A 26,034-nucleotide genomic window follows, 5' to 3' on the forward strand; every position below is an offset into this window, starting at 1 on the left:
GGCCATGCTGATCACCGCCCTCGCCGAGATGACACGGGCCCGCCTACGGGTCCTGCGCGAGCAGAGCCCGGTGCGAACAGCTGCCGATGCCTTTGCCGACCAGCGCGTCGGGCTGATCATCGTCGCCGACGAAGGTGAGGCGGCTCGGGGCGTCATCAGCAAGTCGGATCTCGTCCGCCACCTCGCCGGCAACGGACGGGTCGACGCCCCCCTCGTCGAAGTGATGACCCGGCATGTGGTCTTTGCGGCGCCCTCCGACGACCTCCACGCGACCTGGCAGCTGATGGTCCGCCGCCAGCTCCAGAACCTGCCGCTCATCGACGCCGGCCGCAGGCCGGTGGGAGTTCTCGACGTTCGCGACGCCCTCGAAGCGATCCTCATGCAGGAGGAGCGCCAGGAGGATCAACTCATCAACTACATCGCCGGCACCGGCTACCGCTGAGGAGACCGCAATGACCTACCCGACCGATCCCCATGAACGACTGCCGCGCGGCGACAAGAACCGGCGACTGTCGCTGGGCGCCAGTCGCGAGGAGATGGCCGCGGCTGCCGGCATCACGGTCGAGCAATTGCACGACTATGAACACACCCAGCCGGATCGACACTTCAGCATTGCAGTAGCGCGCCGTGTCGGCGACGCGCTGGAACGCCTGGAGGCGACGCAGGCGCCCCACGTCTACAACGGTCCGGTGCCTTCCGATGATGCTGACTGACCACCTCAGGCAGATCGAGACGCGGACCCTCAGCGTCGGCTATTCCGACCTGGGCCCCGCCGACGGGCCAGCCGTGCTCCTCCTTCACGGCTGGCCCTACGACATCCACACCTATGCCGAGGTCGCGCCATTGCTGGCAGTCCATGGCTTCCGTGTGATTGTCCCCTACCAGCGGGGCTTCGGCACGACCCGAATTCGGGACGACAAAGCACCGCGCAACGCGCAACAGGCCATGCTGGCGCTGGACGTGATTGCCCTGATGGATGCCCTGGGGATCGCCAAGGCAACGCTGGCGGGTTGCGACTGGGGCGCCCGGGCTGCAGGTTGTGTGGCGGCGCTATGGCCAGAGCGATGCTCCGCGCTCGTGCCAGTCAGCGGCTATCTCATCTCGAGCCAGGCAGCAGGAGCCTTACCTTTGCCGCCATCCGAGGAACTGGCGTGGTGGTATCAGTACTATCTCGCAACCGAGCGCGGTCGCCTCGGCTACCAAGCGTACCGTAAGGAGTTCGCTCGGCTCATCTGGCGCACGGCATCACCGCGGTGGCACTTCGACGAGGCCACGTTTGACCGCACCGCCCTGTCGTTCGACAATGCCGACCATCCGGCCATCGTCATCCACAACTACCGTTGGCGGATCGGATCGGCGGCGGGCGACCCGCAACTCGACGATCTCGAGAAAGGTCTGGCAACAAGGCCCTTGATCAGCGTGCCGACCATCAGCCTCGAGGGTGACGCCAACGGTGCTCCCCATCCGAGACCCGACGCCTATGCGGACAGGTTTGTCGGGCGGTACGAGCATCGGACCATCACAGACGGCGTCGGGCACAATCTGCCCCAGGAAGCCCCGGCCGCGTTCTCCACGGCCGTTGCCGAAGCTGCGTCTTGGTCGTGAAGGAGCGGCCGACGTCAGAGGAAGCAAGTGCAAGGGTTCCTTGCGCTGCGATCCAAGTCCGCTTCGGACTGCAAGCAGTCGTTAAGGCGTTGCGCCTGCGTCAGCGGCGCTGCGTCGCCCCGCCAGCAGTGCCTAACGCGGCTCGATCGTATCGAGGAATGCGGTGATCAAGTCCGCGCCCGCACTCGGTTCGCTGCCGACACGCACCGCGTTGGCGAAGCCGATGGCCGAGGAGATCGGGTTGTGGCGGCCGGCGCCGGCGCGCAGGTTCATCACCAGCGTGGGGCAGAGGAACAGGCCGAGGCGGATGACCTGGCGCCAGTCTGCCGGCAGCAGGTGCCGATCGGCCAAGCTCTGCAGCAGCGGGCGCCAGGCGCGTTCGGCCTTCACCCGGAGCAGGTCCTCGCGGACCGGTGACAGGGCCCAGTCGGTGTCTATCACGAGAGTGCCGTCCCGATAGGTCGCGGTTGCCGTGTAGCGTTCAGCGGCCTGCTCGGGGTCATAGAGCCACAGCGGGTGGGCGATGATGTTGTGGAAGGTCGTCTTCACCTCGGCGAGCAGGGTCGGCACGTGTTCGCCGGCGAAGGCCGGATCGAAGAAGGAGAGGCTCGGGCCACCCTGCCCTGCCACGTACCAGACATTGGCATTGTGCGCGTCGCCATGCGCCACGACGCCGCCTGCATCCGCCAGGCGAGCGGGGTTCAGGCGGTGGTGCGCCAGCTCGAACAGTTCGCCGATCGAGTGACGGTAGGCGACGCCGTTTACGCTGACCCTGGCAGCGGCGAATATATCCCAGCTCAGCGTGACGCCCGGAAACTCGAAGCTCTGGCCGACGTAGAAGCTCTTGAGGCGGCCGCCCGGATAGGCGCCGGTGGCGGAATCGATGAGGCGCTCGAAGAACAGCCGATGGATCGGCTCGCTTTGCGCCTCAGCTGGTGTGATCGGGTGCAAGCTCTGGCGGTAGACCTCGGTCACGCGGTCGCTCAGCGTCACCTCGGCGCCGACCGCCGCACCGCGCTCCGCACCATCTGCAAGATCGAAGGCCCGCAACACATCGGAGAAGCGCGGATCGGTGCGGCGGCGGTAGACGAGAATCTGCTCGCCGGGGAGAGTCGAAGTGTAAACCGCCTGGTCGACCGGCAAGCCGGCGCGCGCCAGGATGTCGGCGCGGTAATACTCGCCGCTCATCTGCTCCTCGCCCTCCTCCTGGTGGAACTTGAAAAAGAAGGCGCCGTCGGCGGTGTCGAAGAAGCCGTTGAGCGAGTTGAGGCTGTACTGGTCACGATTGATGGCGACGTTGCGCGTCTCGATCTTGAACAGGTCGGCGAGCAGCGCGGCGAGCAGCGGTTCCGCCCGGCCGTCATCGCGCTTGGCGGCGGCGCGGATATCCGCCGTCCGGCTGGAAAACTGGGTCATGGTCGGGTCTGCCGGGCTAGCGGATGGAGATGATGGTCTTGAGGCCTTTGACATTGCCCGCCAGCAAACGCTCGAAGGCGGCCGGCACCTGGTCGAGCCCGATCTCCTCGTCGATCAGAGAGAGCAGTTGCTCGCCGAGCAGGTCGGCCAGCGCGATGGCCTCCGGCAGCTCGTCCTTGAAGGCATGGCAGCCGACGAGCTGGATTTCGCGCTCGACCAGGTGATTGGGGTCGAGATCGAGCTTGCCGTGGCTGATGCCGACGAGGCCCAGCACGGAGTTCGGACCAATGATATCGAGCACCTGTCGCAACGCGGCGATGCTACCCGTGGCGTCGATGGCAAAGCGCAGCGGCCGGCCATGGTTGGCGGCAGCAATGGCGTCCGGCGTGAGATCGACAACCTGACCGCCGGTAACCTTGGCGACCATCCGAGCCCGATCGGCATTGCGATCCGCCAGGAGGAGCGGGCCGTTATGGCGATGCGCGAGGGCGAGCGCGCAGAGGCCGCCAATGGTGCCGCAACCGACCACCAGCACCGCAGCACCGTCCGCCGGCGCGACCTTGTTGATGGCATGCAGAGCGACCGCGAGCGGCTCGCTCATCGCCGCAACGCGCGGGTCCATCGCTTCGGGTCGCGTTTGCACCAGACGTGCCGGCAGGATCACCTGCTCGGCGAAGCCACCGTCACAGACTTCGCCGACAAAGCCCAGGCGCTCGCAGGCGTTGCGGTGGCCATCGCGGCACTCAGGGCACTCCCCGCACCAGAAACGGGAATCAGCCACCACGGCCTGCCCCACCGTCAGGCCGGAGACATCCGGCCCGACCGCCTCGATGCGGCCCGCAAACTCGTGGCCGGCAACGCTGGGCTTCCGCGAAATCCACTGCCCGGTCGAAAAGTTATGGAGGTCGGAGCCGCAAATTCCGGCAGCCTCGACAGCGATCAAGACCGAGCCGGGCCCCGGTTCTCCCGGAGCCTCGACCTGCTCGAACCGCAAGTCTTTGACGTCGTGGAGACGGACCGCACGCATAACTCGCCTACCGCACGAACTGCTGACGCAGGTCCGAGACGGCCAGCGCGTGCGAAGAGAAACCCTCGTAGATGGCGAGCTCGTGGGCGTGCCCGGCGAGCAGCGGGAAACCGGCGGCCGTCACATAGCCGATGGAGCTGCGCTTGACGAAATCGGTAACCGAGAGCGGACCGTAGGTCCGGGCCCAGCGGCTAGTCGGCAGCACGGCATTGGGGCCGAGGCCAAAGTTGCCGATGCTGCAGGGCGTGTGCTGGCCGAGCAGAATTTCGGAGGCCTCGGTGATCCTGCCGAGGTGATCGTAGGGCTCGGTGGAGAGGATCTCGAGGTGCTCGGGGGCGTAGGCGTTTACGAAGTCGTAGCTCTCCTCGACCGACGAGGTCAGAATGATGCCACCGGTCTTGCCGCCAGTAAGCACGGTGCGCGAGAACGCCACCCGCTGCTCCGTCATTTTGGCCCAGATCCCAGGCAGCGCGGCGATGGCTTCCTCGGCCACCCGCCGGCTATGGGTGACGAGATAGGCCGAGGAGTCCGGACCGTGCTCGGCTTCGATGAGCAGATCGAGCGCGGCGAGGCCGCCATCGATGGTGTCGTCGGCAAAGATCACCGCCTCGGAGGGACCGGCCGGCAGGCCCGTATCGATCACGCCGGAGAGAAGGCGCTTGGCGGCCACCACCCAGGGGCTGCCCGGGCCGACGATCTTGAGGGCGGGCTTCACCGTCTTCGTTCCGTAGGCAATCGCTGCAACCGCCTGGGCACCGCCGGCCTTGTAGACCGTTTCGACGCCAGCGAGGCGGGCCGCCACGAGGGTCGCGGCATCGACACTGCCGTCGGGGGCCGGCGGGGTGACGATCGCGAGGTTGGGGACACCGGCGACGACGGCCGGCACCGACGTCATCATGGTCACCGAGGGGAACGAGCCCTTGCCCCGCGGCACATAGAGGGCGACCGACTGGATGGGGGTGAAACGGTCGCCGGCGAAGGCGCCGGGCCGGATCTCCTTCATCCACATGGTCTCGGGCTTCTGCTCCTCGTGGAAGCTGCGGATGTTGTCGATCCCGAACTGGATCGCCTCGATGACCTTCAGGTCCACCGCCTTAAAGGCGGCGTCGAACTCGGCCGATGTGACCTGCAGCGTCGCTTCGGTGACGTTCTCAGCCTTGTCGAAATCCCGCGCAAAGCGGGCCAGCGCGGCATCGCCTTCGGTCCGCACCGCCTCGATGATCGGCTTCACCTTCTCGATGACGCCGGAGAGATCGGCCTCGGAGCGCTTCAGCAGCGCCGCCCGCTGCTCGGCCGAGAGCTTGGCGTAGTCATAGAAGGACACATCAGACATGGTTCGTCTCACTTTGCGTACGGACGGCAGGCCGTCACTTCGATTTGAGGAAAATGTCGAGGCCGACCAGGCGGTCGAGCAGCGCGATCACCAGGGTGGCGCAGATAATGAAGACCACCGAGATCGCCGCGAGGTCGGGCGTGATGATCGAGCGGATCGAATTGTAGATCTGCACCGGCAGCGTCACGGTGCGGGCATCGGTCAGCAGCAGGCTGACGAGGAACTCGTTCAGCGCGAGGATGAACATCAGCAGCGAGCCGCTGATAATCCCCGGCATGACGCCCGGGATGGTGACGTGGAAGAAGGTCGAGACCGGCCCTGCCCCGCAATTGGCCGCCGCAAGTTCGAGGTCGGGATCGAGGCTCGCCGCACTCGCCATCACCGCCCAGATCATGAACGGCAGGTTGATGACGCAGCAGGCAAGGCCGATCGGCCAGATCTGGCCGAGGATGCGCATCTCGCCGAACAACAGCATCAGGCCGATGCCCGATCCGATGAGCGGAATGGTGAAGGGCAGCAACAGGTAGATCTGCAAAGTGCGCTCGAACTTCAGCGCATACTTGCTGAGCGCGATGCCCGCAAGGGTGCCGACCGGGATAGCGATCAGCATGCAGATCAGCGCGACGGCGAGCGAGCGGACGAAGGCGCTGCGCAGGTCATCCGCCAACGCAATCTTGGCATACCACTGCAGCGAAAAGCCCTGCGGCGGGAACTGGATGATGTTGCCCGAGGTGAAGGAGGCGCCGAGCACGACGATGGTTGGAGCCGACAGGACGATCAGCACCAGGACCACCATCGCCCAGATGACGATGGATTTGCTGAGCGGCTGCTGCGTCATTTGCGGTCCCTCCCCATGGCGAGGGTACCGGCCCCGAAGATCGTGAAGACGATGCCGACCACCAGCGAGCCGATGCCGACGAGGATGATGGTGAGCGCCGAGCCCATGCCCTGGTCGGAGGTGCGGAAGAACTGGTCGTAGATGGCGTTGGCGATGAAATCCTGCGAGCCACCGCCGAGGATTGCCGGCATGGCAAAATCGGTCAGCGACAAGGTCAGGACGACGAGGCCGGCGCCGATCAGACCGGGCTTGGCCATCGGCAGCACGACATGGATGAAGCTCCGCCACCAGTTGGCGCCGAGGCTGCTGGCGGCGGATTCGATCTCTTCAGGGATGGCGGTGAGCGCCGGCGCCAGCATCAGCACGGCGAACGGGATCATATACTGCACCAGCCCGAACAGCACGGCCGGGTAGTTGTAGAGCAGCCGCACCGGCGACACCCCGACCAGCCCCAGCACCTCGTTCACCACCCCCTGGTTGCCGAGGATGATCAGCCAGCCATAGGCGCGCACCACCTGGCCGATGAAGAACGGCAGGAACAGCGCGATCAGCAGGAACTTGCGCAGCAGCGCCGAGGGGGTGCGCACCATCAGGTAGCTGTAGGGAAACGCAAAGACGAGGCAGAGCACGGTGACGATCACCGACCCGAAGAGGCTCCGCCACAGGATCGACCAGTAGAGACCGCTGTTGAATATCTGCTCGTAGTTGGCCGAACGATAATCGGCCGAGGGCATGAAGGTGCTGGTGTCGAGGACGCGGGCGCTCTGGTCGGCGATCTGCACCATGCCGATCACCAGGAGCAGCACCAGCAGCACGGCGGGCAGCACCATGACATAGGGGAGCGCACCGGACAGCCGTCTCGGCCAGACGGCGGCCATGGCGGCCTCGATCCCGTCCATGATCCGCCACGTCAGCGGATAGGCCTTTCGATGGGTTCGCATAGTGCTCCTCGGGGTAGTGCGGGACGGCACCGCAGCGCCGTCCCGCTCATTCAAGATCGCGAAGCGGTCGCCTCCCTCCCCCCTGAGGGGAGGGAATGAGGGAGGGGGTGGTCCGGTGATCGCCGATGGACCCCCACCCCCAGCCCCTCCCCTCCTAGCGGACGCGTAGCGCCGCGGGGGGGAGGGGAGCCCACGCGCAGCGCGTCAGCCCTGCATGATCTTCTTGAACTCGCCGAACCAGGTGCTCTCGTTCTCGACCTGGACCTGCGAGGAAATGCGGATCAGGTGTTCGAAGTCTTCCGGCTTGGTCGGGTAGGACGCATCGCCGACGAGATCGACCGGCGGGGTGAGGCCGGGGACGACGCCCGGCAACCCGAGGCCATCAAGCCACACCTGCTGGGCCTCCTTGGTGATGGCGAAGTTGATGTACTGCTTGGCCCAGTAGAGCTCGTTCTCGGGCAGGCCCTTGGGGATCCACAGGCCATCGGTATCGAACTTGGCGCCTTCCTCGGGCACGGTCCAGGCGATATTGACGCCGTTCTTCTTGGCTTCGCGGGCATTGGTCGAGATGGTGACCGCGAGATCGATCTCGCCGTTCTGGAACCAGGTGGTGAAATCCGGATCCTCGCCGAGCAGCGGCGCCTGCTCCTTGACCTTCCTGATGAAGTCCCAGGCCGGCTGCATGTTGCCGGGGATGTCTTCGAGCTTGCCGCCGCCGGCGACCTGGGCCGGGAAGTGGAAGCCGATACCGTCGTTATAGAGCGCAATGCGGCCCTTGAACTTGGGATCGAGGAGCACCTGCAGCGAGGTCGGGGCGCCGTCCGGGAAAGCCTCGGGACGGTAGGCCAGCACGTAGACGTAGCCATAGGTGTTGACGATCGGGTAGCCCTCGAGCCCGACGGGCTTGGCGAGCTCGGTGGTGCCGGCGAGGTTCGACAGATCCGACAGATCCTCGGTCACCCCGCGCAGTGCCGACTTGGTGGCGTTGGTTGTGGTGTCCCAGTTGATGTGGATCGGGGGTACCCGGTTCTGCGCCACCGCCGCCCAAACCTTGGGCTGGATTTCGTTATCTTCGGTCAGGTCGTGGCGAACGGCGATGCCGGTGGCCGCGGTGAAGGGATCGGAGACGCCTGCCTTGAGGCTATCGACCCACGAGCCGCCCCAGGCGCGCACGATGATCTCGGCGGGCTTGGCCGGTTCCTGGGCAAACACCCGCGTCGCGATGCCGGAGGCAGCGATGCCGCTCAGCGCTGCGGCGCCGCCGAGGAACTTGCGGCGGGATAAGGCAAGAATGGATTTCTGATCGGTCATGGTTTCTCTCTCCTGTTGTCTCTACCGGCGGGCTCAGTTGGGGAAGGTCAGCACGTCGCGTGCGTTCCAGCCCATCGCCACGTTGTCCCCGATGGCGAATTGCTTGTGAGCCGCTGGATCATGGTCGAACACGCGCAGCAGCGTGCCCGGGGCCAGGTCTATCTCGTAGACGAGGCGCTCACCCTCGAAAATGGCGTCACGGACGACGCCATGGCGAGTGGTCTCACAGCCGGAAAGCTCGGCTTCAGACGATCCCAATCGCACCTGCTCGGCGCGCAGCGCACCGGTCACCGAAGCGCCAACCGAGGGTGCAACGCCCGGCGCCGCCCAGGTGCCGGTGACCTCGCTGCCGCCGATATCGAAGCTGACCGTCGCGCCTGAGGTCGCTGTGACCTTGCCCGAGATGAAATTGGTGACGCCGATGAAGCCCGCGACGAAGGCATTCGAAGGCGTCCGATAGGTCTCAGAGGGCGGCGCCTTCTGCTGGATGACACCCTTGTCCATCACGATCACCTCATCGGAAACGACGAGGGCCTCGCGCTGGTCATGGGTGACGTTGATGGTAGTGACGCCGAGCTCGCGCTGGATGCGGCGGAACTCGAGCTGCATTTCTTCGCGAAGTTTGCGATCGAGCGCCGCCAGCGGTTCGTCCAGCAGCAGCAGATCGGGCTCGAACACCAGGGCGCGGGCAATGGCGACGCGCTGCTGCTGGCCGCCCGAGAGCTGGTGGATGCGGCGATCGGCATAGCCGCCAAGATGAACGAGATCGAGATAGCGCTGCACGCGCTCCGGGATGGTGGTCGCATCGAAGCGGCGCATCCTGAGCGGGAACGCCACGTTCTCGGCGGCGGTCAGGTGCGGAAACAGCGCCAGCTTCTGGAACACCATGCCGATCGAGCGCTTGTGCGGCGGCGTGGCGCTGACCGGCTTGCCGTTGATGAAGATCTCGCCGGCGCTGGGCTTTTGGAAGCCGGCGATCATCCGCAGCAGCGTCGTCTTGCCGGACCCTGAGGGCCCTAGAATGGTGAGGAAGCGCCCATCCTCGAGGTCGAAGGAGGCGTCCTTGACGGCATGGAAATCGGCAAAGGTCATATCGACGTTGCGCACCGATACGGCTACACGAGCCACCTGGGCGGAACGGCCTTCGATGCCGGCGTCAATGGTCATACATACCCCTCGAACAGGCCAGTCGCAGCCCGTTTACACGCATAATGTCTATACATATCAGCCTGTGAGTCAACACGACTTGTGCAGTTTTCATTTCTGCTCAAGGATTGAGCAAATGGCGCGTCAGATGGAGGCAAGATAGCCTCCATCGATCGCCAGGCACTGTCCTGTGACATAGGCCGCGGCGGTGCTGGCGAGAAAGACGACGGGGCCGCCGACATCCTCGGCCAGCCCGAAGCGGCCCTGCGGGATCTTTCCCAGCATGCCGGTGGCCCAGGCCTCGTCAGCATAAAAGCCTTCCGTCATCTCGGTGCGGAAATAGCCCGGCGCGACCGCGTTGACGCGGATGCCATGCCGAGCCCATTCCGCCGACAAGGCGCGAGTCATGCCGAGCAATCCGGATTTCGAGGAACCATAGGGGACCGCGGTCGGCACGCCCACATAGGAGGTCAGCGAACAGAGGTTGATGATCGAGCCACCGCGACTGCGCGAAGCCATGCCGCGCGCCACGGCCTGGGCGCAGAAGAAGCTACCCTTAAGGTTGGTGTCGACGATGTTGTCCCACAGGGCTTCATCGACATCGAGCGAAGGGGCGACGCTCTCGAACCCGGCATTGTTGACGAGGATGTCGATGGGCCAGGTCGCGTCGAGTTCACCGATCGCTGCGGCGATTCCGGCGACATGGGTGACATCGAGCTCGAGCGCCCGACCGGACGCACCCAGCTGGCTCAGCGTCGTGTCGAGGCTGGAGCGGGCGCGCGCCGTGACGCAGACCTCTGCGCCAGCTGCCGCGAGGGCAACGGCAATGCCCTGCCCCAGGCCGCGGCTGCCGCCGGTCACCAGGGCGCGCCTTCCCGTGAGGTCGAAGGCAGATTTGCTAGACATGCAGCCTCCTCCCAGAGATGCAGTTGACGAGTATCAGCACTTACGGTCACTCATGTCTATACATAATGTCGGTAGGGTCGAGACCCGACCGGCGCGGTCACGACGAAGGGGTGAAGGTGGCGACGAGGGCGTGGCGATCCCCCGGATAGGTCAGCCGCACCTGGGTGACGGCAGCGCCGGCGCTCCAGGTGCGCCGCTCGATCACGAGGCAAGCGGCGCCCTGCTCGATCCCCAGTTGTTCGGCGGTCATACCGTCCGCCGCTGCCGCATGAATGCGGTGTTCCGCCGAGCTCCAGGGCACCTGGCTGAGCAGCCATTGTCCAGGCGGGACCTTGGTGAAATCCGCCTGGTCGGCGCCCTCGACGCCGGCAAGGTTGATCAGCCGCTGTTCGAGGCAGAACGGCTTGCCGCCCGCCAGGTGGACGCAGGCAATATCGAGGATCGCCGTGCCGACCGGCACATCGAGCAGCAGCCGGTCGGCGCCCTGGGCCTTCCGCTTCGCCACCCGCAGAACATTGAATGCATAGGGGAGCTTGAGCGACTCCACTTCCTTGCGGATGTCGCTGATCTCGAGCACGGCGGATTGGGTGTGCGGCTGGCTGACGAAGCTGCCGCTCTTCTTCACCCGCTCGATCAGCCCGGCCCGCGCCAGCTGGGTCAGGACCTTGTTCACGGTCATGCGCGAACAGCCATACTCGCGAGCGAGATCCACTTCGAACGGGATGCGGTGGCCGATGGGCCATTCCCCCGAAACGATCTTGCCTTCAATATCATTGAGGATGCGCTGGTGGAGCGTGCCGGCTTCGGTGTCACGCTCGGCAGTCACTAATGTGCTCACGCTCATCAAATCCCGTGCTTCAAACCAAAGCTAACCGATGTTCCGCCGATTGGGTCAAGCCCCAAGCAGGCGGCGCATTGTCGACTCGAACCGGCGCCGAATGGCGTCGGACTTAACATGTTTGCCGCCGATCACCTGCTTCTTGCCGCCGACCCAGACGTCGTCCACCGATATGCCCGAGGCGAACACAAAGGCGTCGAGCTGGTCGGCAAGCGGGAGGTAAGGCGCACCGGCCGGCGCGAAGGAGACCAGGTCGGCCGGATTGCCCGCAGCTATCCCCGAGCCCACGCCAAGGGCCTGCGCTCCGCCCTGCCCCGCCCGGTTCAACAGCTCAACGGCAGTCGATTGACCTGACGACGCGATGACGTTGCGGCTGCGCTGGGCGAGGCGCTGGCTGTATTCCAGCTGGCGCAGCTCGCCGGCCAGCGAGATCTGGACATTCGAGTCCGAGCCAACGCCCAACCGGCCGCCCTGCGCGACGAATGCTTCGCCACAGAAAATCCCGTCGCCGAGGTTTGCCTCGGTGATCGGGCAAAGGCCGGCCACCGCCCCGCTGGCGGCGATGCCCGCCACCTCGTCGGCGGTCAGATGGGTGGCGTGGATCAGACACCAGTGCTGATCGACCGGCGTGTTCGCGAGCAGCAGTTCGACCGGACGCGCGCCGGTGGCCTCGATGCAGTCTTCGACCTCCAGCAGCTGTTCGGCAACATGGATGTGAACGGGCTGTTCTTCGGCGAGCGGCAGTATCTCGCGGATTTCTTCGATGGTCGCGGCCCGCAGGCTGTGCGGCGCGATGCCGACTACCGCCCTCTCAAGGCCCCGGACCGCGCGCCGCGAGGCGGCCACAAGTTCGGCGAAGCGCGAGGTGTCGTTGACGAAGCGCCGTTGCCCCTCGATCGGCGGCTTGGGCCCGAATCCGGCATGCGCGTAGAACACCGGGAGCAGCGTCAGCCCGATGCCGGCCTCGGCGCTCGCCGCCGCGATGCGTTCCGCCATCTCGGCGATGTTGGCATAGGGCCGGCCATCGATATCGTGATGCAAGTAGTGGAACTCGCCCACCCGCGAGAAGCCCGCCTCGAGCATTTCGACATAGAGCTGCGCCGCCACGGCCTCGACATCGTCAGGGGTCATCGACAGGGCGAAACGATACATCTGGGTGCGCCAGCTCCAGAAACTGTCGGCGCCAGGTCCACGCGTCTCGGCCAGCCCCGCCATGGCGCGCTGGAAGGCGTGACTGTGAAGATTGGGCACGGCCGGCGCCAGCAGCGCGTGGCGCTCATCGGCAGTAGCCGGCGAACTCCCCTGTTCTACCGACGCGATCTGCCCATGCTCGATATCGATGCTGACGTCGTAAGCGAGCCCGGCGGGAAGCAGTGCTGCGGCGGCAAAGAGCCTGGTCATCGGGCGGTCTTCCCGAGAGGGGTATGGGACACTCTCAAAAACTCCCTTGTCAGCGACCTTATTATGTCTATACATCTTTTAAGACGATTGAAAGCGGGCTTGCAATGCCGACACCAATCCCCAGTCCCGATGCCGCCGTGAAACTGTGGCGGAATGCCCGCCTCGTGACGATGGCCGGCCCATCGGTCGAGCCGATCGCGGAGGGCGTGATCGTCACCGCCGGCGAACGCATCGTTTTCGCCGGCACTGCGTCAGAGGCGCCCGATGTCGACGACGCGCAAGAGATCGACCTCGGCGGCCGGCTGGTGACCCCGGCGCTGATCGACTGCCACACCCATATCGTGCATGGCGGCAACCGCGCCCGCGAGTTCGAGATGCGGCTCGACGGCGCCAGCTATATCGAGATCGCCAAGGCGGGCGGCGGCATCGTTTCGACGGTGCGGGCCACCCGGGCGCTGTCGGTCGAGGAACTGGTCGAGCAGGCCCTGCCGCGTCTCGACACGCTGCTCGGCGAGGGCCTCGGGACCATCGAGATCAAGTCGGGCTACGGCCTCAGTATCGAGGCCGAACTGAACATGCTGCGCGCCGCGCGCGCGCTCGGCAGCCGGCGGGCGGTGCGGGTCGTCACCTCGTATCTGGGCGCCCATGCGACGCCCGAGGAGTACCGGGGGCGCAACGCGGACTATCTCGACGAGGTCGTACTGCCCGGCCTCAGAGCGGCCCATGCCGAGGGGCTGGTCGACGCCGTCGACGGTTTTTGCGAAGGCATCGCCTTCTCACCCGAGGAAATGGCGCGGGTGTTCGACCTGGCTAAAGAACTCGGGTTGCCGGTGAAGCTGCATGCCGAGCAGTTGAGCCACCAGGGCGGCACCGGGCTGGCGGCACGCTACGGGGCGTTGTCGGCTGATCACCTCGAATACATCGACGATGCGGACGCCGCAGCCATGGCCGCCGCAGGCACAGTCGCGGTGCTGCTGCCCGGCGCCTTCTACGCCATTCGAGAAACGCACAAGCCGGATGTCGCCGCGCTGCGCCGGCACGGCGTTGCGATGGCTGTCGCCACCGACTGCAACCCCGGCACCTCGCCGCTCACCTCGCTGCTGCTCGCAATGAACATGGCGGCCACCCTGTTCGGACTGACCGTCGCCGAATGCATGGCCGGAACGACGCGCATAGCGGCTCAGGCGCTGGGGCTGCTCGACCAGACCGGCACGCTCGAGGCGGGCAAATCCGCCGACTTCGCGGTCTGGAACTGCGCCTCGGCAGCCGAACTCACCTACCGCATCGGCTTCAACCCGCTGCACCGCCGCATCTTCAAGGGCAACGCAATATGACTGTCACGCTCATACCGGGGAGCGTCTCGCTCGAGACGCTGTCCGAGATCTTCTGGAACGGCACCCCCGTGGTGCTCGACCCGGCGTTCGACGCCGCGGTCGAGCGCGCCGCGGCCCGCATCGCCCAGATCGCCGCCGGGAATGCCCCGGTCTATGGCGTCAATACCGGCTTCGGCAAACTGGCCTCGATCAAGATCGAGGCGGCCGACCTCGCCACCCTGCAGCGCAACCTGATCCTGTCGCATTGCTGCGGCGTTGGCGCGCCACTGGCAGAGAACATCGTCCGGCTGATCATGTCGCTGAAGCTGGTGTCGCTGGGGCGCGGGGCATCCGGAGTGCGGCTCGAACTGATCCGACTCATCGAACAGATGCTGGCGCGCGGCGTCATCCCGCTGATCCCGGAAAAGGGTTCGGTCGGCGCTTCCGGCGACCTCGCGCCGCTCGCCCACATGACGGCGGTGATGATCGGCGAAGGCGAAGCATTCTACCGGGGCGAGCGTCTCGGCGGCCGTGAGGCGCTGACGCGCGCCGGGCTGGCGCCGGTGGTGCTGGCCGCCAAGGAGGGCCTGGCGCTGATCAACGGCACGCAGACCTCGACGGCGCTGGCGCTGGCCGGGCTGTTCCGCGCGCATCGCGCCGCCCAGGCGGCCCTGATCACCGGCGCCATGTCGACCGATGCGGCAATGGGTTCGTCGGCGCCGTTCCATCCCGATATCCACACGCTGAGGGGTCACCGGGGCCAGATCGATGCGGCAGCGGCGCTGCGCAGGCTGCTCGCCGGTTCGGCCATTCGCGAAAGCCATGTCGAAGGCGACGAACGCGTGCAGGACCCTTACTGCATCCGCTGCCAGCCCCAGGTCGATGGCGCCTGCCTCGACCTGCTTCGCAACGCCGGGCAGACGCTGGAGATCGAGGCCAACGCTGTCACCGACAACCCCTTGGTGCTGTCAGATGGCAGCGTGGTGTCGGGCGGCAATTTCCATGCCGAACCGGTGGCCTTCGCCGCCGACCAGATCGCCATCGCGGTGTGCGAGATCGGCGCCATTGCGCAACGCCGCATCGCGCTGCTGGTCGACCCTGCCCTCTCCTACGGACTGCCGGCCTTCCTCGCCAAGCAGCCTGGGCTCAACTCCGGCCTGATGATTGCCGAAGTGACCTCGGCGGCGCTGATGAGCGAGAACAAGCAGATGGCGCATCCGGCTTCGGTCGACTCCACTCCGACCTCGGCCAACCAGGAAGACCATGTCTCGATGGCCTGCCACGGGGCCCGCCGGCTGCTGCAGATGACCGAGAACCTGTTCGGCATCATCGGCATCGAGGCGCTGACGGCGACGCAGGGTGTCGATTGCCGCGCTCCGCTGCAGACCGGCACCGAGCTCCTCAAGGCTCGTTCGGCGCTGCGCGCGATGGTCCCCGAGCTCGAGCTCGACCGCTACATGGCCCCCGACATCGCCGCTGCGGTGACCCTCGTCGCCAATGGCGGGCTGGTCGGCGCCGTCGGCCCGGGGATTCTGCCGGAACTGGTGCACTGATGGAGATCTTCGAACTCCACCAGGGCACGTCACCCGTCATCCTGGCGTTTCCGCATACCGGGACTTACCTGCCGCCCGAGATCGCCGACCGGCTGAACGACAACGGCCGGGTTCTCGCGGACACCGACTGGCATGTTCACGACCTCTATCGCGGCCTCTTGCCCGGCGCTTCGACCATCCGCGCCACCCACCACCGCTACCTCATCGACGTGGGTCGCGACCCCACCGGCGTCAGCCTCTATCCGGGCCAGAACACCACGGGCCTTGTCCCGGAAACCGACTTCGACGGCGTTGCGATCTGGACAGAGGGTGGCTTCGCCGACGCGACCGAGATCGAGCGGCGGCTCGCGGCATTCCACGCCCCCTACCATGCGGCGTTGACGGCGGAGGTGGCGCGGGTGCGTGCGACGCACGGCGTCGCCATCCTGTTTGATTGCCACTCGATCCGCTCCAGCATCCCGTTCCTGTTCGAAGGCACTTTGCCGGATTTCAACGTCGGCACCGCCGATGGGAAATCCTGCAGCGCCGCCGTCGAGGCCGCCGTCTACGATGTCGCCCGGAAGGCCAAGGGCTACAGCTCGGTGCTCAATGGCCGCTTCAAGGGCGGCTGGACGACACGCCACTACAGCAACCAGGCGGGTGGCGTAGAGACCATCCAGCTCGAGCTGGCCCAGGCCACCCACCTCGCCGCGGAAGCGCCGCCCTTCGCACTCGACGCCATCAAGACCGAACGCCTGCGCGCCCATCTGGCCGAAATGCTGCAGCGCCTCGAAGCGCTGGCCCCCTCACTCGCGGAAGCAAAGCCATGACCGACCCCCGCCATAACATCCGTGAAGTCCGCGCCGCTCGTGGCACCGAACTCAGCGCCAAAAGCTGGCTCACCGAGGCGCCGCTGCGCATGCTGATGAACAACCTCGATCCCGATGTTGCGGAAAACCCCAACGAGCTGGTGGTCTATGGCGGCATCGGCCGGGCGGCTCGCACCTGGCAGGATTTCGACCGCATCGTCGCGGCCCTCGAAAAGCTCGAGAACGACCAGACGTTGCTGGTCCAGTCGGGCAAGCCGGTCGGGGTGTTCCGCACCCACCCCGATGCGCCGCGCGTCCTCATCGCCAACTCCAACCTGGTGCCGCATTGGGCGACCTGGGACCATTTCAACGAGCTCGATAAGAAGGGTCTCGCGATGTACGGCCAGATGACGGCCGGCTCGTGGATCTACATCGGCACCCAGGGCATCGTGCAGGGCACCTACGAGACGTTCGTCGAAGCTGGTCGCCAGCACTATGGCGGCAACCTCAAGGGCAAGTGGATCCTCACCGGCGGGCTCGGTGGCATGGGCGGGGCGCAACCGCTCGCCGCCGTCATGGCCGGCGCCTCGTGCCTTGCCGTCGAGTGCAATCCGGACTCGATCGATTTCCGCCTGCGCACCCGTTACCTCGACGAGAAGGCCGCGACGCTCGACGAAGCGCTCGCCATGATCGAGCGCTGGACCAAAGCCGGCGAGGCGAAATCGGTGGGCCTGCTCGGTAACGCCGCCGAAATCCTGCCGGAAATGGTGCGGCGCGGCATTCGCCCCGACCTCGTCACCGACCAGACCTCGGCGCATGACCCGATCAATGGCTACCTGCCCAAGGGCTGGACGATGGCTGAATGGCGGGAGAAGCGGGAAAGCGCACCCAAAGAGGTGGAGAAGGCGGCGCGCGCCTCGATGCGCGAGCATGTCGAGGCGATGCTCGCCTTCTGGGACCGGGGCATTCCAACGCTCGACTACGGCAACAATATCCGCCAGGTCGCCAAGGACGAGGGTCTCGAAAACGCCTTCGCCTTCCCCGGCTTCGTGCCGGCCTATATACGCCCGCTGTTCTGCCGCGGCATCGGCCCGTTCCGCTGGGCGGCGCTCTCCGGCGATCCCGAGGACATCTACAAGACCGACGCCAAGGTGCGGGAGCTGACGCCAGGCAACACGCACCTGCATAACTGGCTGGACATGGCGCGCGAGCGCATCGCCTTCCAGGGGCTGCCGGCGCGCATCTGCTGGGTCGGGCTGGGTGACCGCCATCGCCTGGGCCTCGCCTTCAACGAGATGGTGCGCAGCGGCGAGTTGAAGGCGCCGGTGGTGATCGGCCGCGACCACCTCGATTCCGGATCGGTCGCCTCGCCCAACCGCGAGACCGAGGCGATGCAGGATGGCTCCGACGCGGTGTCGGACTGGCCGTTGCTGAACGCGCTGCTCAACACCGCGTCGGGCGCGACCTGGGTGTCGCTGCACCATGGCGGCGGCGTCGGCATGGGCTTTTCGCAGCATGCCGGCATGGTGATCTGCGCCGACGGCACGGACGATGCGGCGCGCCGGCTGGAACGCGTGCTGTGGAACGATCCGGCGACCGGCGTGATGCGACACGCCGATGCCGGCTATGACATCGCGCTCGATGTCGCACGCGAGAAGGGGCTCGACCTCCCAGGCATCCTTGGCTGAGGCGGCGATGCGGCTGCTGCGGTTCCACGAGGTTCCCGTCTCGCCCTGGCGAAACGGCGGCGGCGTCACTCGCGAGATTGCTGCCCTCAGGGGGGGCCGGCGATGATTTCCTGTGGCGGCTCAGCATCGCGACGGTCCATGCGGACGGTCCGTTCTCGACCTTCGCCGGCATCGACCGAACCATCGCCGTGCTCGCTGGACGCGGCATGACGTTGCAGCTGGAGCGCACGGTCTCGCTGCGTACCGAAAGCGAGCCGTTCGCGTTCGCTGGCGAAGAGCCGGTATATGCGAGAGTGCTCGAGGGGGCGACTACCGACCTCAATGCGATGACCCGTCGCGGGGCGTTCACGCACGCCATGCGCCGGCTGCAATCTGATGGCCGTCGCCTGATCACCGCCGGAGCCGACGAGACGACGCTGGTCTTTGGCGGCGAAACGGTTGTCGAAGCCGCGGGCGTTGTGTTCGAAGCGGGGCGCTTCGATGCGCTGGTGGGCTTCGCACCCGGCCAAAGCGTCACGGTCACGGCCGAGCCCGGCGCCACCACCCAGCTGATCGAGTTCTTCCGCTCCTGACGGGAACAGAAGGACTCGAAAGAGCGGCCGGAAACCCCTATGAGTCAGTCCAAATAGGATAACAGGACTCGAAGTAACGATGACGGCACGAATCTACCGGCCTGCGCCCAATGCCATGCAGTCCGGCCGAGGCAAGTCCAAGGAATGGGTGCTGGTGCATGAGCCGGCGGCGGCGCGCGAGATCGAGCCGCTGATGGGCTACACCTCGACCACCGACACCCGCGCCCAGATCCGCCTCACCTTCGATACGCTCGAGGAAGCCGAGGCCTATGCGCACAAGAACGGCATCGCCTACCAGGTGCTGCCAGAGCATAAGCCCACGGTGAAGCGCACCACCTACTCCGACAATTTCCGCGCCGATCGCAAGACGCCCTGGACGCACTAAGGAATGCGGCGATGAGGACGTTCCTCCGCCGCACCTTGCTGCTGCTGTCGCTGCTGGTTGGCTTTGCTCCAGCCGCGACGCTGGCGGCCCCCGCTTTGTGGCGAGTGAGCGATGCCGACAGTTCCGTGTGGCTGTTCGGCTCCATCCACATTCTCGACAAGGACCGGGACTGGCGGACGCCGCGCTTCGATGCGGCGCTGGCCGAGGCCGACCATGTCTATTTCGAGATCGTGCTGGACCAGGACGCATACGCCACGTTCACCCGGCTCACGATGGTCTATGGCAGGAATCGCGACGGACGACAGCTCAGCGACTACCTGACCGGCGAACAGCAGGAGCGGCTGCAAGGCTTTCTCGACGAGCACGGGGTGCTGCGCGAGCAGGTCGAAACGATGCGGCCGTGGATGGCGGATATGACGCTGATGGCCACCTCGCTGGCCACAAGCGGCGAAATCGGCATGGGCGGCCAGGCGGGAGTGGAACTGCTGCTGCTCGACGAGGTTGCCGAGGAGCGCCGGCGCGAGCTTGAGACGCCCGAAATCCAGTTCCGCATGTTCGCCAGCCTGCCCGACAAGGAGCAGGTCGACTCGCTGATGCGGACCATCGAGAACGCAGAGAGCCCCGAGCAGGACTTGAGCAGTGTGGCCGAGCTCTGGCAATCGGGCGATGTGGAAGCGCTGGCTCGGTTGATGAATAGCGCGATGGGCGCGACGGACTCGCCCCAATACCGGCGGCTGCTGACCGACCGCAATCGTCGCTGGACCACGGCAATCGGCCAGATGCTGGCCGACAACGAAGACGCCATGATCGTGGTCGGTGCCGGACATCTTGCGGGGCCCGTCGGGGTTCCGGCCCTGCTGAGCGCCGACGGCTTCACCGTCGAGCGCATGGATCGCTCTGCTTCTCCCGCCGGTCCCAAAGCCAGACCCAACAAGCGCCGGTAGCCGAGGATGGATCAGGCACTGGTGTTGATCGCCGTCGGCGCGGCGCTGGCCGGGTTCGCGCAAGGCGTCTCGGGCTTCGCCTTCGCGCTGGTGGCGTTGTCGGTATGGGCGTGGGGCGTCGATCCCAAGCTGGCCGTGGTGCTCTCGGTGTTCGGCTCACTGGTCGGGCAACTTGTCACCTTACCCTTCGTCTGGCGCGGCTTCAGTATCAAGGCGGCGCTGCCGTTCATCATGGGCGGGCTGATCGGTGTCCCGATCGGGGCGCAACTGGTCGGCGCGGCCGACCCAAACCTGTTCAAGTTCGGGCTCGGGCTGTTTCTCGTCGCTTATTGCCCCTCGATGCTGCTGCTGCGACCCGACATCCGGTTCAGCTGGGGTGGACGGGTTGCCGACGCGGCTGTCGGCTGGGTCGGTGGCGTGCTTGGCGGCATGGCGGCGATCTCCGGGCCGGTGCCGACGCTGTGGACGACGCTGCGCGGCTGGAGCAAGGACGAGCAGCGCGGCGTGCTGCAGGGCTTCAACATCGCCATGCATACAGCGACGCTGACGGTCTACCTGATCGCCGGAACGCTCGAGCCCACCATGCTTGGCGAGCTGGCGCTGACCGGCGTGGTGCTGGTGCCGTTCGCGATCCTCGGCGTGCTGGTGTTCAAGCGCCTGACCACGATAGGGTTTCGACGCGTGGTGCTGGTGGGTCTGACGGCGTCGGGGCTGGTGCTGATCTGGGGCGCGGTGGCGGCTTGGGTGTAGGCCCGATAGGCCGGCGCGGGCCGACCCCCACCCCTGTCCCCTCCCCGCAAGGGGGAGGGTGACGAAAACACTGACGCCGCGGTCTGCGTCTCCCTCCCCCTTGCGGAGGGATCAAGGGTGGGGGTCGGCAACCACCACCGGGTCCTCGACCTGTTTGGCTCAAACTTCGCTGAGCTTGGTCCACTTGCCGTCGGCCTTGGACGAAGCGACGGAGGCCATGATGAACTCCATGCCTTCGACGCCATCGGCGAGGCTGGGCAGGAGGCCCGCAACATCCTTGCCCTCGCCGCGGATAACCTGGGCGAACTGGCTGTAGAGCGTGGCGAAGGCTTCGAGATAGCCCTCGGGGTGACCGCCGGGAATGCGGACATTCATCGAGGCTGCGGGCGGTGCGGAGATGGCGCCGCCACGGGTCAAGAGCTGCCTGGGTTTGCCGAACTCGGTGAACCACATGTAGTTCGGGTTATCCTGTCGCCACTCGAGGCCGGCCTTTTCGCCATAGACGCGCAGCTGCAGGCCGTTTTCGTTGCCCACGGCGACCTGGCTGGCCCACAACATGCCCTTGGCCCCGCCCTGGAAGCGAAGCTTGATCTGCACGTCGTCATCGAGCTTGCGGCCCTTGACGAAGCTGGTGAGCTCGGCGCTGACCGCCTCGGTCTTCAGCCCGGTGACGAAGCGCGCCAGGTTATAAGCGTGGGTGCCGATGTCGCCGATGGCGCCGCCGGCGCCCGAGCGCTTGGGATCGGTGCGCCAGCTGGCCTGCTTGTTGCCGGGGTCGGCGGCATTGGTCAGCCAGTCCTGCGGGTACTCCACCTGGACGACGCGGATCTTGCCCAGCGCACCCGACTTCACCAGCTCACGCGCCTGCCGCACCAGCGGATAACCGGTGTAGTTGTGAGTGAGAAGGAACTTCGCCCCCTTCTTCGGCTTGATCGCCGCCAACGCCCGCGCATCGTCGAGCGTCGAGGTCAGCGGCTTGTCGCAGATGACGTGGATGCCGGCCTCGAGGAAGGCCTTGGCCGGGCCGAAATGCACGTGGTTGGGGGTGACGATTGAGACGGCCTGGATGCCGTCCTTGCGGGCGGATTCCCTGGCGGCCATTTCCTCGTACGAGGTGTAGATGCGGTCTTCGGCGAGGCCGAGGTTCTTGCCCGATTCAAGCGCCGTCGCCGCGTTGGACGACAGGGCGCCGGCGACGAGCTCATAGTCGCCGTCGATGCGCGCGGCGACGCGGTGGACGTAGCCGATAAAGGCACCGGTACCGCCACCGACCATGCCCAGGCGAATGCGCGGAGCGCCGTTCTCTGCCATTTTGTTCCTGCTCCCTTGTGTTGTTGGCTAAGGTCCCGCCGCACTTGCGATGTCACCCCTGCGAAAGCAGGGGCCCGACTTTCAGCCCGAGTGGGCGGAGGCTTGGGTCCCTGCTTTCGCAGGGATGACACCCGAGCGCGGGGCGAGCCCCGCGCCTGTTCCTCAGCTCAGTCCGAGAATCTTGCGATTGGCCGCGCGGTCGGTGCCGGATGCGGCGAAATCGTCAAAGGCCTTCTCGGTGACGTTGATGATGTGGCTCTGGATGAACGGCGCCCCTTCGGCCGCCCCCTGCTCCGCCGACTTGATGGCGCATTCCCATTCGAGCACCGCCCAGCCATCGAAGCCGTAAGCCGAGAGCTTCGAAAAGATCCCGGCGAAATCGACCTGGCCGTCGCCGAGCGAACGGAAGCGCCCGGCGCGGTTCACCCAGGACTGGAAGCCGGAGTAGACGCCCTGCCTGCCGGTCGGGTTGAACTCGGCGTCCTTGACGTGGAACATCCGGATCCGCTCGTGGTAGAAATCGATGTACTGCAGGTAATCGAGCTGCTGCAGCACGAAGTGGCTGGGATCGTAGAGCAAGTTGGCGCGCGGGTGGTTGTTCACTCGCTCGAGGAACATCTCGTAGGTGGCGCCGTCGAACAGATCCTCGCTCGGATGTATCTCGTAGCAGACGTCGACGCCGTGCTTGTCGAACTCGTTGAGGATCGGCGTCCAGCGCCGGGCCAGTTCATCGAAGGCTTCTTCGACGAGACCGGCCGGACGCTGCGGGAAGGGATAGAGGTAGGGCCAGGCGAGCGCGCCGGAGAAGGTGGCGTGGGCCTTGAGACCGAGATTCTTCGACGCCGCGGCGCAGGCCATGAGGTGCTTGACCGCCCATTCCTGCCGCGCCGTCGGGTTCCCCCGTACTTCCGGAATGGCAAAGCCGTCGCTGAGCGTGTCGTAGGCCGGGTGCACGGCGACGAGCTGGCCGATGATGTGGCTCGCGAGTTCAGCGATCTCGAGGCCATGGCTCTCTACCGTCCCCTTCACCTCGTCGGCATAGGTCTTCGAGGTCGCGGCCTTTTCGACATCGACGAAATGCGTCAGCCAAGTCGGGATCTGCACGCCCTTGTAGCCGAGGTCAGCCGCCCAGCCGCAGATGTTGTCGAGCGTATCGAACGGGGCCTTGTCGCCCGCGAACTGGGCGAGGAAAATTGCCGGCCCTTTGATGGTGCGCATCAGAATACCTCCCTTGGACGGCGCGGTTCCGCCGTACTACGTGCACGTACCTCAGATCAGTCCGGATGCCTGCCCGCTTGGAGTTCCGCGTGTGGATGGAGCCGGGCCGCCGCTGACATGTCGGCAGCTACCTTCATGCTCGGCTCGGAACTGTCAAGGTGATGGAACGTGGAAACCGGCAGGGCTTGCGGCCTTTGCTTCAGCTGCCGGGGTCCTCGAGCACCAGACGCTCGATGGTGTCCATCAACCAGACCAGGCCGGCATCCATCAGACCGGCTCGCGGAGCCACGAGGTGCACGAAGCTGGCATCGCCCTGGTCGAACGGCAGCGGGGCGGTGGCGAGGCCGAAGCGACGGCCGTAGGTGCCGACGACGCTAACAGGAATAGTGCCGATCAGGTCGGTTTCGGCAATGGCAGCAAGCGCGACGATGAAATGCGTCACGGTGAGCTGCACCCGGCGGCTGCGCCCCAGCGCGGAGAGCACCTCGCTGGTGTAGCTGCCGACGTCGCCGCGCGCCGAGACCATCACGTGATTGGCGGCACGCCGGTGCGGGCTGACCCCCACCCCTGTCCCCTCCCCCTAAACATGGGGAGGGAGACGAAAACACCGGCACTTGTGTGAGGGTCTCCCTCCCCATGTTTAGGGGGAGGGGACAGGGGTGGGGGTCGGTCCGCACCAGCGATGAAATGACCCTGGCTGGGTGACAAAAGAAAAAGGCCCGGGCGGATGTCCGGGCCTTTCAGTGTTTCGATGCAATGGCCTCAGCGCAGCAGGGCGCGGGCTTCTTCGATGCCGAGCGCGGCGGGGCGCTCGCAGGTGGTCTGCAGGGTGATCACCTGGCCGGTCTCGCCGGCGCGGAGGATCGAGGTCATGACGTCGACGGCGTGCAACGCCACATCGAGGTCGCAGCGCGCCTTCTTGCCGGTCTCGATCGAGTCCATCATGTCGCTGAGGCCGGCGTTGCGGTAGTTGGCGCGCGGGTTTGGCTTATCCAGATCCTGGTTGGCCTTGCCGAACGGGTGATCCCACGGGGTCACCTTCTCCTTGTTGCCGGCGCGGTCGGTGATGGTCACGTCGCCGTTGAAGAAGTTCGGGTCGGGCACGTAGACCGAGCCTTCGGTACCGTAGAGCTCGATATTGTGATGGCCGTGGCTGGAGACGTCCCAGCTGGCGCCAAGGGTGATGATGGCGCCGGAGTGGAACTCGAGGATGGCGTGGATCGTGGTCGGCGTGCCGACCTTGATGAAGGTGCCCTTGAACGGCGAGCCCTCGGTGGTCACTTCGCGTTCGGCGCGGGCCGAACCGGTGAAGGCGGTGACGCGCTTGATCGGGCCGACGAGGCTGATCAGGTCGGTGATGTAGTAAGGGCCGAGATCGAGGATCGGACCGCCGCCGGGCTGGAAGAAGAAATCCGGATTGGGGTGCCAGTGCTCCATGCCGCGGCTGAGCACGTGCATGGTGCCCGACGCGATCTTGCCGACCTTGCCCGAGTCGATGATCGAACGGGCCTGCTGGTGGGCGCCGCCGAGGAAAGTATCGGGAGCCGATCCGACCTTGAGCTTGTGCTCATCGGCCAGCGCCTTGAGCTGGATGCCTTCTTCGACGCTGAGGACAAACGGCTTCTCGGAATAGGCGTGCTTGCCGGCCGAGAGAATGTCCTTCGAAATCGAGAAGTGGGTCGAGGGGATCGTGAGGTTCACGATCACATCGACTTCCGAGTTCTTCAGCAGCTCATCGGGGGTCTGCGCAGCGACATCGTACTCTCCGGCTCGCTTCTTCGCGGCCTCGGGAAGAATGTCGGCGATGGCGCGGACTTCGAGGTTCTTGAACAGCGGGGCGAGGCGCAGGTAGGCGGCCGAGATGTTGCCGGCACCCATGATGCCGACGCCATAGGTCTTTGCCATTTTGTCAGGCTCCGAGGGTCTTGATGAAGGCGATCGAGCGCGAGGCGAAGCGGTCGATATCGTTCGGGTTGTCGTGTTCGGCGATGAAGTACTGCGCCTTGGTTTGGTTGCGGACGATCGGCCACAATGCCTTCCAGGGCACAATACCCTGTCCGGCATCGGCCCAGCCGTCTTCATCGGCGTTCTGGCCGGCGGGAGCGATGTCCTTGACGTGGATGGCGACGATGCGGTCGCCGAATTTCGGCAGCCAGGTGGCCGGGTCGGCCTTGCCGCGGACGATCCAGGCGACGTCGGCCTCGACGTTCACCGCGGGGGCGGCTTCAAGCAGCCAGTCCATGGCAAACTTGCCGTCGTACTCTACGAATTCGAAGTCGTGGTTGTGATAGCCGAAGGTCAGGCCGGCATCCTGGAACGGCTTGCCGATCTTCTGCAGGCGATCAGCGAACGTCTTCCAGCCATCGGCCGAGGTCGGCCGGTCGGCCGGGGCGAGCCAGGGGCAGGCCACCACCTTGATGCCGAGCGTCTCGGCCAGCTTCAAGGTCTTGGACGTATCCTCGAGGTCGCCTAGGCTGATATGCGCGGTCGGCATGGTGAGGCCGTTGGCGTCGAGCTGCGCCTTCAGCGCGGCCGGATCGGTGTAGAGCGAACCATAGCCCTCGACATGCGTGTAGCCGAGCGCGGCGACCTTCCTGAGCACGTCCGCCAGCGGGTAATTGCGGGCGCTGAACAGCTGAAAACCGATATCCATTATGTGGCCTCTTTCACTTCCAGGCGGTGACGGCGGCGATCGAACGGGATGCGAAGCGGTCGACGTCGGCGGGGTTGTCGTGTTCCATCACCCAGTA

The 26,034-nt window shown here is 65.9% G+C and carries 26 protein-coding genes; 11 read left to right on the forward strand and 15 right to left on the reverse strand.

Annotation, left to right across the window (positions count from 1 at the left end; translation table 11 throughout):
• Positions 1 to 4: 4 nt before the first annotated feature.
• Genes VGV07_RS20795 through VGV07_RS20805 form a run of 3 tightly spaced genes read left to right on the forward strand, consistent with a single transcriptional unit; the run spans position 5 to position 1,605 of the window.
• Positions 5 to 442 carry a CBS domain-containing protein gene (locus tag VGV07_RS20795; RefSeq protein ID WP_326870648.1) on the forward strand — a complete coding sequence of 146 codons (438 nt, stop codon included), beginning with the start codon at positions 5 to 7 and terminating at the stop codon, positions 440 to 442.
• Positions 443 to 452: 10 nt separating this feature from the next.
• Positions 453 to 713 carry a helix-turn-helix transcriptional regulator gene (locus VGV07_RS20800; RefSeq protein WP_326870649.1) on the forward strand — a complete coding sequence of 87 codons (261 nt, stop codon included), beginning with the start codon at positions 453 to 455 and terminating at the stop codon, positions 711 to 713.
• Positions 700 to 1,605 (forward strand): alpha/beta hydrolase, encoded by a 906-nt coding sequence (locus tag VGV07_RS20805; RefSeq protein WP_326870650.1) that lies wholly within the window; start codon positions 700 to 702, stop codon positions 1,603 to 1,605. Before VGV07_RS20800 ends, VGV07_RS20805 begins: the two co-directional genes overlap by 14 nt.
• Before the next feature lie 132 nt (positions 1,606 to 1,737).
• On the opposite strand, the gene VGV07_RS20810 is transcribed toward VGV07_RS20805, so the two are convergent.
• The 10 genes from VGV07_RS20810 to VGV07_RS20855 form a co-directional block, all read right to left on the reverse strand.
• Positions 1,738 to 3,021: a hypothetical protein gene (locus VGV07_RS20810; protein ID WP_326870651.1), complete on the reverse strand. Its 1,284-nt coding sequence runs from the start codon at positions 3,019 to 3,021 to the stop codon at positions 1,738 to 1,740.
• Positions 3,022 to 3,037: 16 nt separating this feature from the next.
• A complete protein-coding gene (locus VGV07_RS20815) occupies positions 3,038 to 4,048 on the reverse strand; it encodes a zinc-dependent alcohol dehydrogenase (RefSeq protein ID WP_326870652.1) in 1,011 nt (336 codons plus the stop codon).
• A 7-nt stretch (positions 4,049 to 4,055) separates the two neighbouring features.
• Positions 4,056 to 5,381, reverse strand: coding sequence for a histidinol dehydrogenase (hisD, locus tag VGV07_RS20820; RefSeq protein WP_326870653.1), 1,326 nt, complete (start codon positions 5,379 to 5,381; stop codon positions 4,056 to 4,058).
• A 34-nt stretch (positions 5,382 to 5,415) separates the two neighbouring features.
• Positions 5,416 to 6,219, reverse strand: coding sequence for an ABC transporter permease (locus VGV07_RS20825; RefSeq protein ID WP_326870654.1), 804 nt, complete (start codon positions 6,217 to 6,219; stop codon positions 5,416 to 5,418).
• Positions 6,216 to 7,160 (reverse strand): ABC transporter permease, encoded by a 945-nt coding sequence (locus VGV07_RS20830; RefSeq protein ID WP_326870655.1) that lies wholly within the window; start codon positions 7,158 to 7,160, stop codon positions 6,216 to 6,218. Before VGV07_RS20830 ends, VGV07_RS20825 begins: the two co-directional genes overlap by 4 nt.
• Positions 7,161 to 7,364: 204 nt before the next feature.
• Complete coding sequence (locus tag VGV07_RS20835) at positions 7,365 to 8,471, reverse strand: PotD/PotF family extracellular solute-binding protein (RefSeq protein ID WP_326870656.1); 1,107 nt, start codon at positions 8,469 to 8,471, stop codon at positions 7,365 to 7,367.
• Between the two features lie 33 nt (positions 8,472 to 8,504).
• Entirely contained in the window at positions 8,505 to 9,638 is a 1,134-nt protein-coding gene (locus VGV07_RS20840; protein ID WP_326870657.1) for an ABC transporter ATP-binding protein, read from the reverse strand.
• Positions 9,639 to 9,761: 123 nt separating this feature from the next.
• Positions 9,762 to 10,523, reverse strand: a complete 762-nt coding sequence (locus tag VGV07_RS20845; protein ID WP_326870658.1) for an SDR family oxidoreductase — start codon at positions 10,521 to 10,523, stop codon at positions 9,762 to 9,764.
• A 97-nt stretch (positions 10,524 to 10,620) separates the two neighbouring features.
• Positions 10,621 to 11,367 (reverse strand): histidine utilization repressor, encoded by a 747-nt coding sequence (gene hutC / locus VGV07_RS20850; RefSeq protein WP_414649983.1) that lies wholly within the window; start codon positions 11,365 to 11,367, stop codon positions 10,621 to 10,623.
• A gap of 48 nt (positions 11,368 to 11,415) precedes the next feature.
• The gene (locus VGV07_RS20855; protein ID WP_326870660.1) at positions 11,416 to 12,762 is read right to left on the reverse strand and encodes a formimidoylglutamate deiminase; all 1,347 of its coding nucleotides are present in this window, start codon (positions 12,760 to 12,762) and stop codon (positions 11,416 to 11,418) included.
• Between the two features lie 104 nt (positions 12,763 to 12,866).
• On the opposite strand from VGV07_RS20855, the gene hutI reads away from it, so the two are divergent.
• The 8 genes from hutI to VGV07_RS20895 all read left to right on the forward strand — a co-directional run bounded on the left by hutI (position 12,867) and on the right by VGV07_RS20895 (position 20,755).
• On the forward strand, positions 12,867 to 14,096 hold the full coding sequence (gene hutI / locus VGV07_RS20860) for an imidazolonepropionase (RefSeq protein WP_326870661.1): 1,230 nt from the start codon (positions 12,867 to 12,869) through the stop codon (positions 14,094 to 14,096).
• Complete coding sequence (gene hutH, locus VGV07_RS20865; RefSeq protein WP_326870662.1) at positions 14,093 to 15,628, forward strand: histidine ammonia-lyase; 1,536 nt, start codon at positions 14,093 to 14,095, stop codon at positions 15,626 to 15,628. The genes hutI and hutH overlap by 4 nt, the downstream gene beginning before the upstream one ends.
• Positions 15,628 to 16,437, forward strand: coding sequence for an N-formylglutamate deformylase (gene hutG, locus VGV07_RS20870; RefSeq protein ID WP_326870663.1), 810 nt, complete (start codon positions 15,628 to 15,630; stop codon positions 16,435 to 16,437). Before hutH ends, hutG begins: the two co-directional genes overlap by 1 nt.
• The gene (gene hutU, locus VGV07_RS20875) at positions 16,434 to 18,104 is read left to right on the forward strand and encodes a urocanate hydratase (RefSeq protein ID WP_326870664.1); all 1,671 of its coding nucleotides are present in this window, start codon (positions 16,434 to 16,436) and stop codon (positions 18,102 to 18,104) included. Before hutG ends, hutU begins: the two co-directional genes overlap by 4 nt.
• A gap of 77 nt (positions 18,105 to 18,181) precedes the next feature.
• Positions 18,182 to 18,676 carry a HutD family protein gene (locus VGV07_RS20880; protein ID WP_326870665.1) on the forward strand — a complete coding sequence of 165 codons (495 nt, stop codon included), beginning with the start codon at positions 18,182 to 18,184 and terminating at the stop codon, positions 18,674 to 18,676.
• 79 nt (positions 18,677 to 18,755) lie between these two features.
• Positions 18,756 to 19,061 (forward strand): ETC complex I subunit, encoded by a 306-nt coding sequence (locus tag VGV07_RS20885; protein WP_326870666.1) that lies wholly within the window; start codon positions 18,756 to 18,758, stop codon positions 19,059 to 19,061.
• Positions 19,062 to 19,072: 11 nt separating this feature from the next.
• The gene (locus tag VGV07_RS20890; RefSeq protein WP_326870667.1) at positions 19,073 to 20,005 is read left to right on the forward strand and encodes a TraB/GumN family protein; all 933 of its coding nucleotides are present in this window, start codon (positions 19,073 to 19,075) and stop codon (positions 20,003 to 20,005) included.
• 6 nt (positions 20,006 to 20,011) lie between these two features.
• Positions 20,012 to 20,755: a sulfite exporter TauE/SafE family protein gene (locus tag VGV07_RS20895; RefSeq protein WP_326870668.1), complete on the forward strand. Its 744-nt coding sequence runs from the start codon at positions 20,012 to 20,014 to the stop codon at positions 20,753 to 20,755.
• 159 nt (positions 20,756 to 20,914) lie between these two features.
• Here VGV07_RS20895 and VGV07_RS20900 read toward each other — a convergent pair whose 3' ends face one another.
• From VGV07_RS20900 to VGV07_RS20920, 5 genes are all read right to left on the reverse strand, one after another.
• Positions 20,915 to 22,066 carry a Gfo/Idh/MocA family oxidoreductase gene (locus tag VGV07_RS20900; RefSeq protein ID WP_326870669.1) on the reverse strand — a complete coding sequence of 384 codons (1,152 nt, stop codon included), beginning with the start codon at positions 22,064 to 22,066 and terminating at the stop codon, positions 20,915 to 20,917.
• A gap of 162 nt (positions 22,067 to 22,228) precedes the next feature.
• Positions 22,229 to 23,284: a sugar phosphate isomerase/epimerase gene (locus tag VGV07_RS20905; RefSeq protein WP_326870670.1), complete on the reverse strand. Its 1,056-nt coding sequence runs from the start codon at positions 23,282 to 23,284 to the stop codon at positions 22,229 to 22,231.
• 199 nt (positions 23,285 to 23,483) lie between these two features.
• Complete coding sequence (locus VGV07_RS20910) at positions 23,484 to 23,849, reverse strand: hypothetical protein (protein ID WP_326870671.1); 366 nt, start codon at positions 23,847 to 23,849, stop codon at positions 23,484 to 23,486.
• Between the two features lie 197 nt (positions 23,850 to 24,046).
• Positions 24,047 to 25,189: a Gfo/Idh/MocA family oxidoreductase gene (locus tag VGV07_RS20915; RefSeq protein WP_326870672.1), complete on the reverse strand. Its 1,143-nt coding sequence runs from the start codon at positions 25,187 to 25,189 to the stop codon at positions 24,047 to 24,049.
• A 4-nt stretch (positions 25,190 to 25,193) separates the two neighbouring features.
• On the reverse strand, positions 25,194 to 25,940 hold the full coding sequence (locus VGV07_RS20920; protein ID WP_326870673.1) for a sugar phosphate isomerase/epimerase: 747 nt from the start codon (positions 25,938 to 25,940) through the stop codon (positions 25,194 to 25,196).
• Between the last annotated feature and the right edge of the window lie 94 nt (positions 25,941 to 26,034).

The organism is Devosia sp., assembly GCF_035944845.1.
In the GTDB taxonomy this organism is placed as follows: domain Bacteria; phylum Pseudomonadota; class Alphaproteobacteria; order Rhizobiales; family Devosiaceae; genus Devosia_A.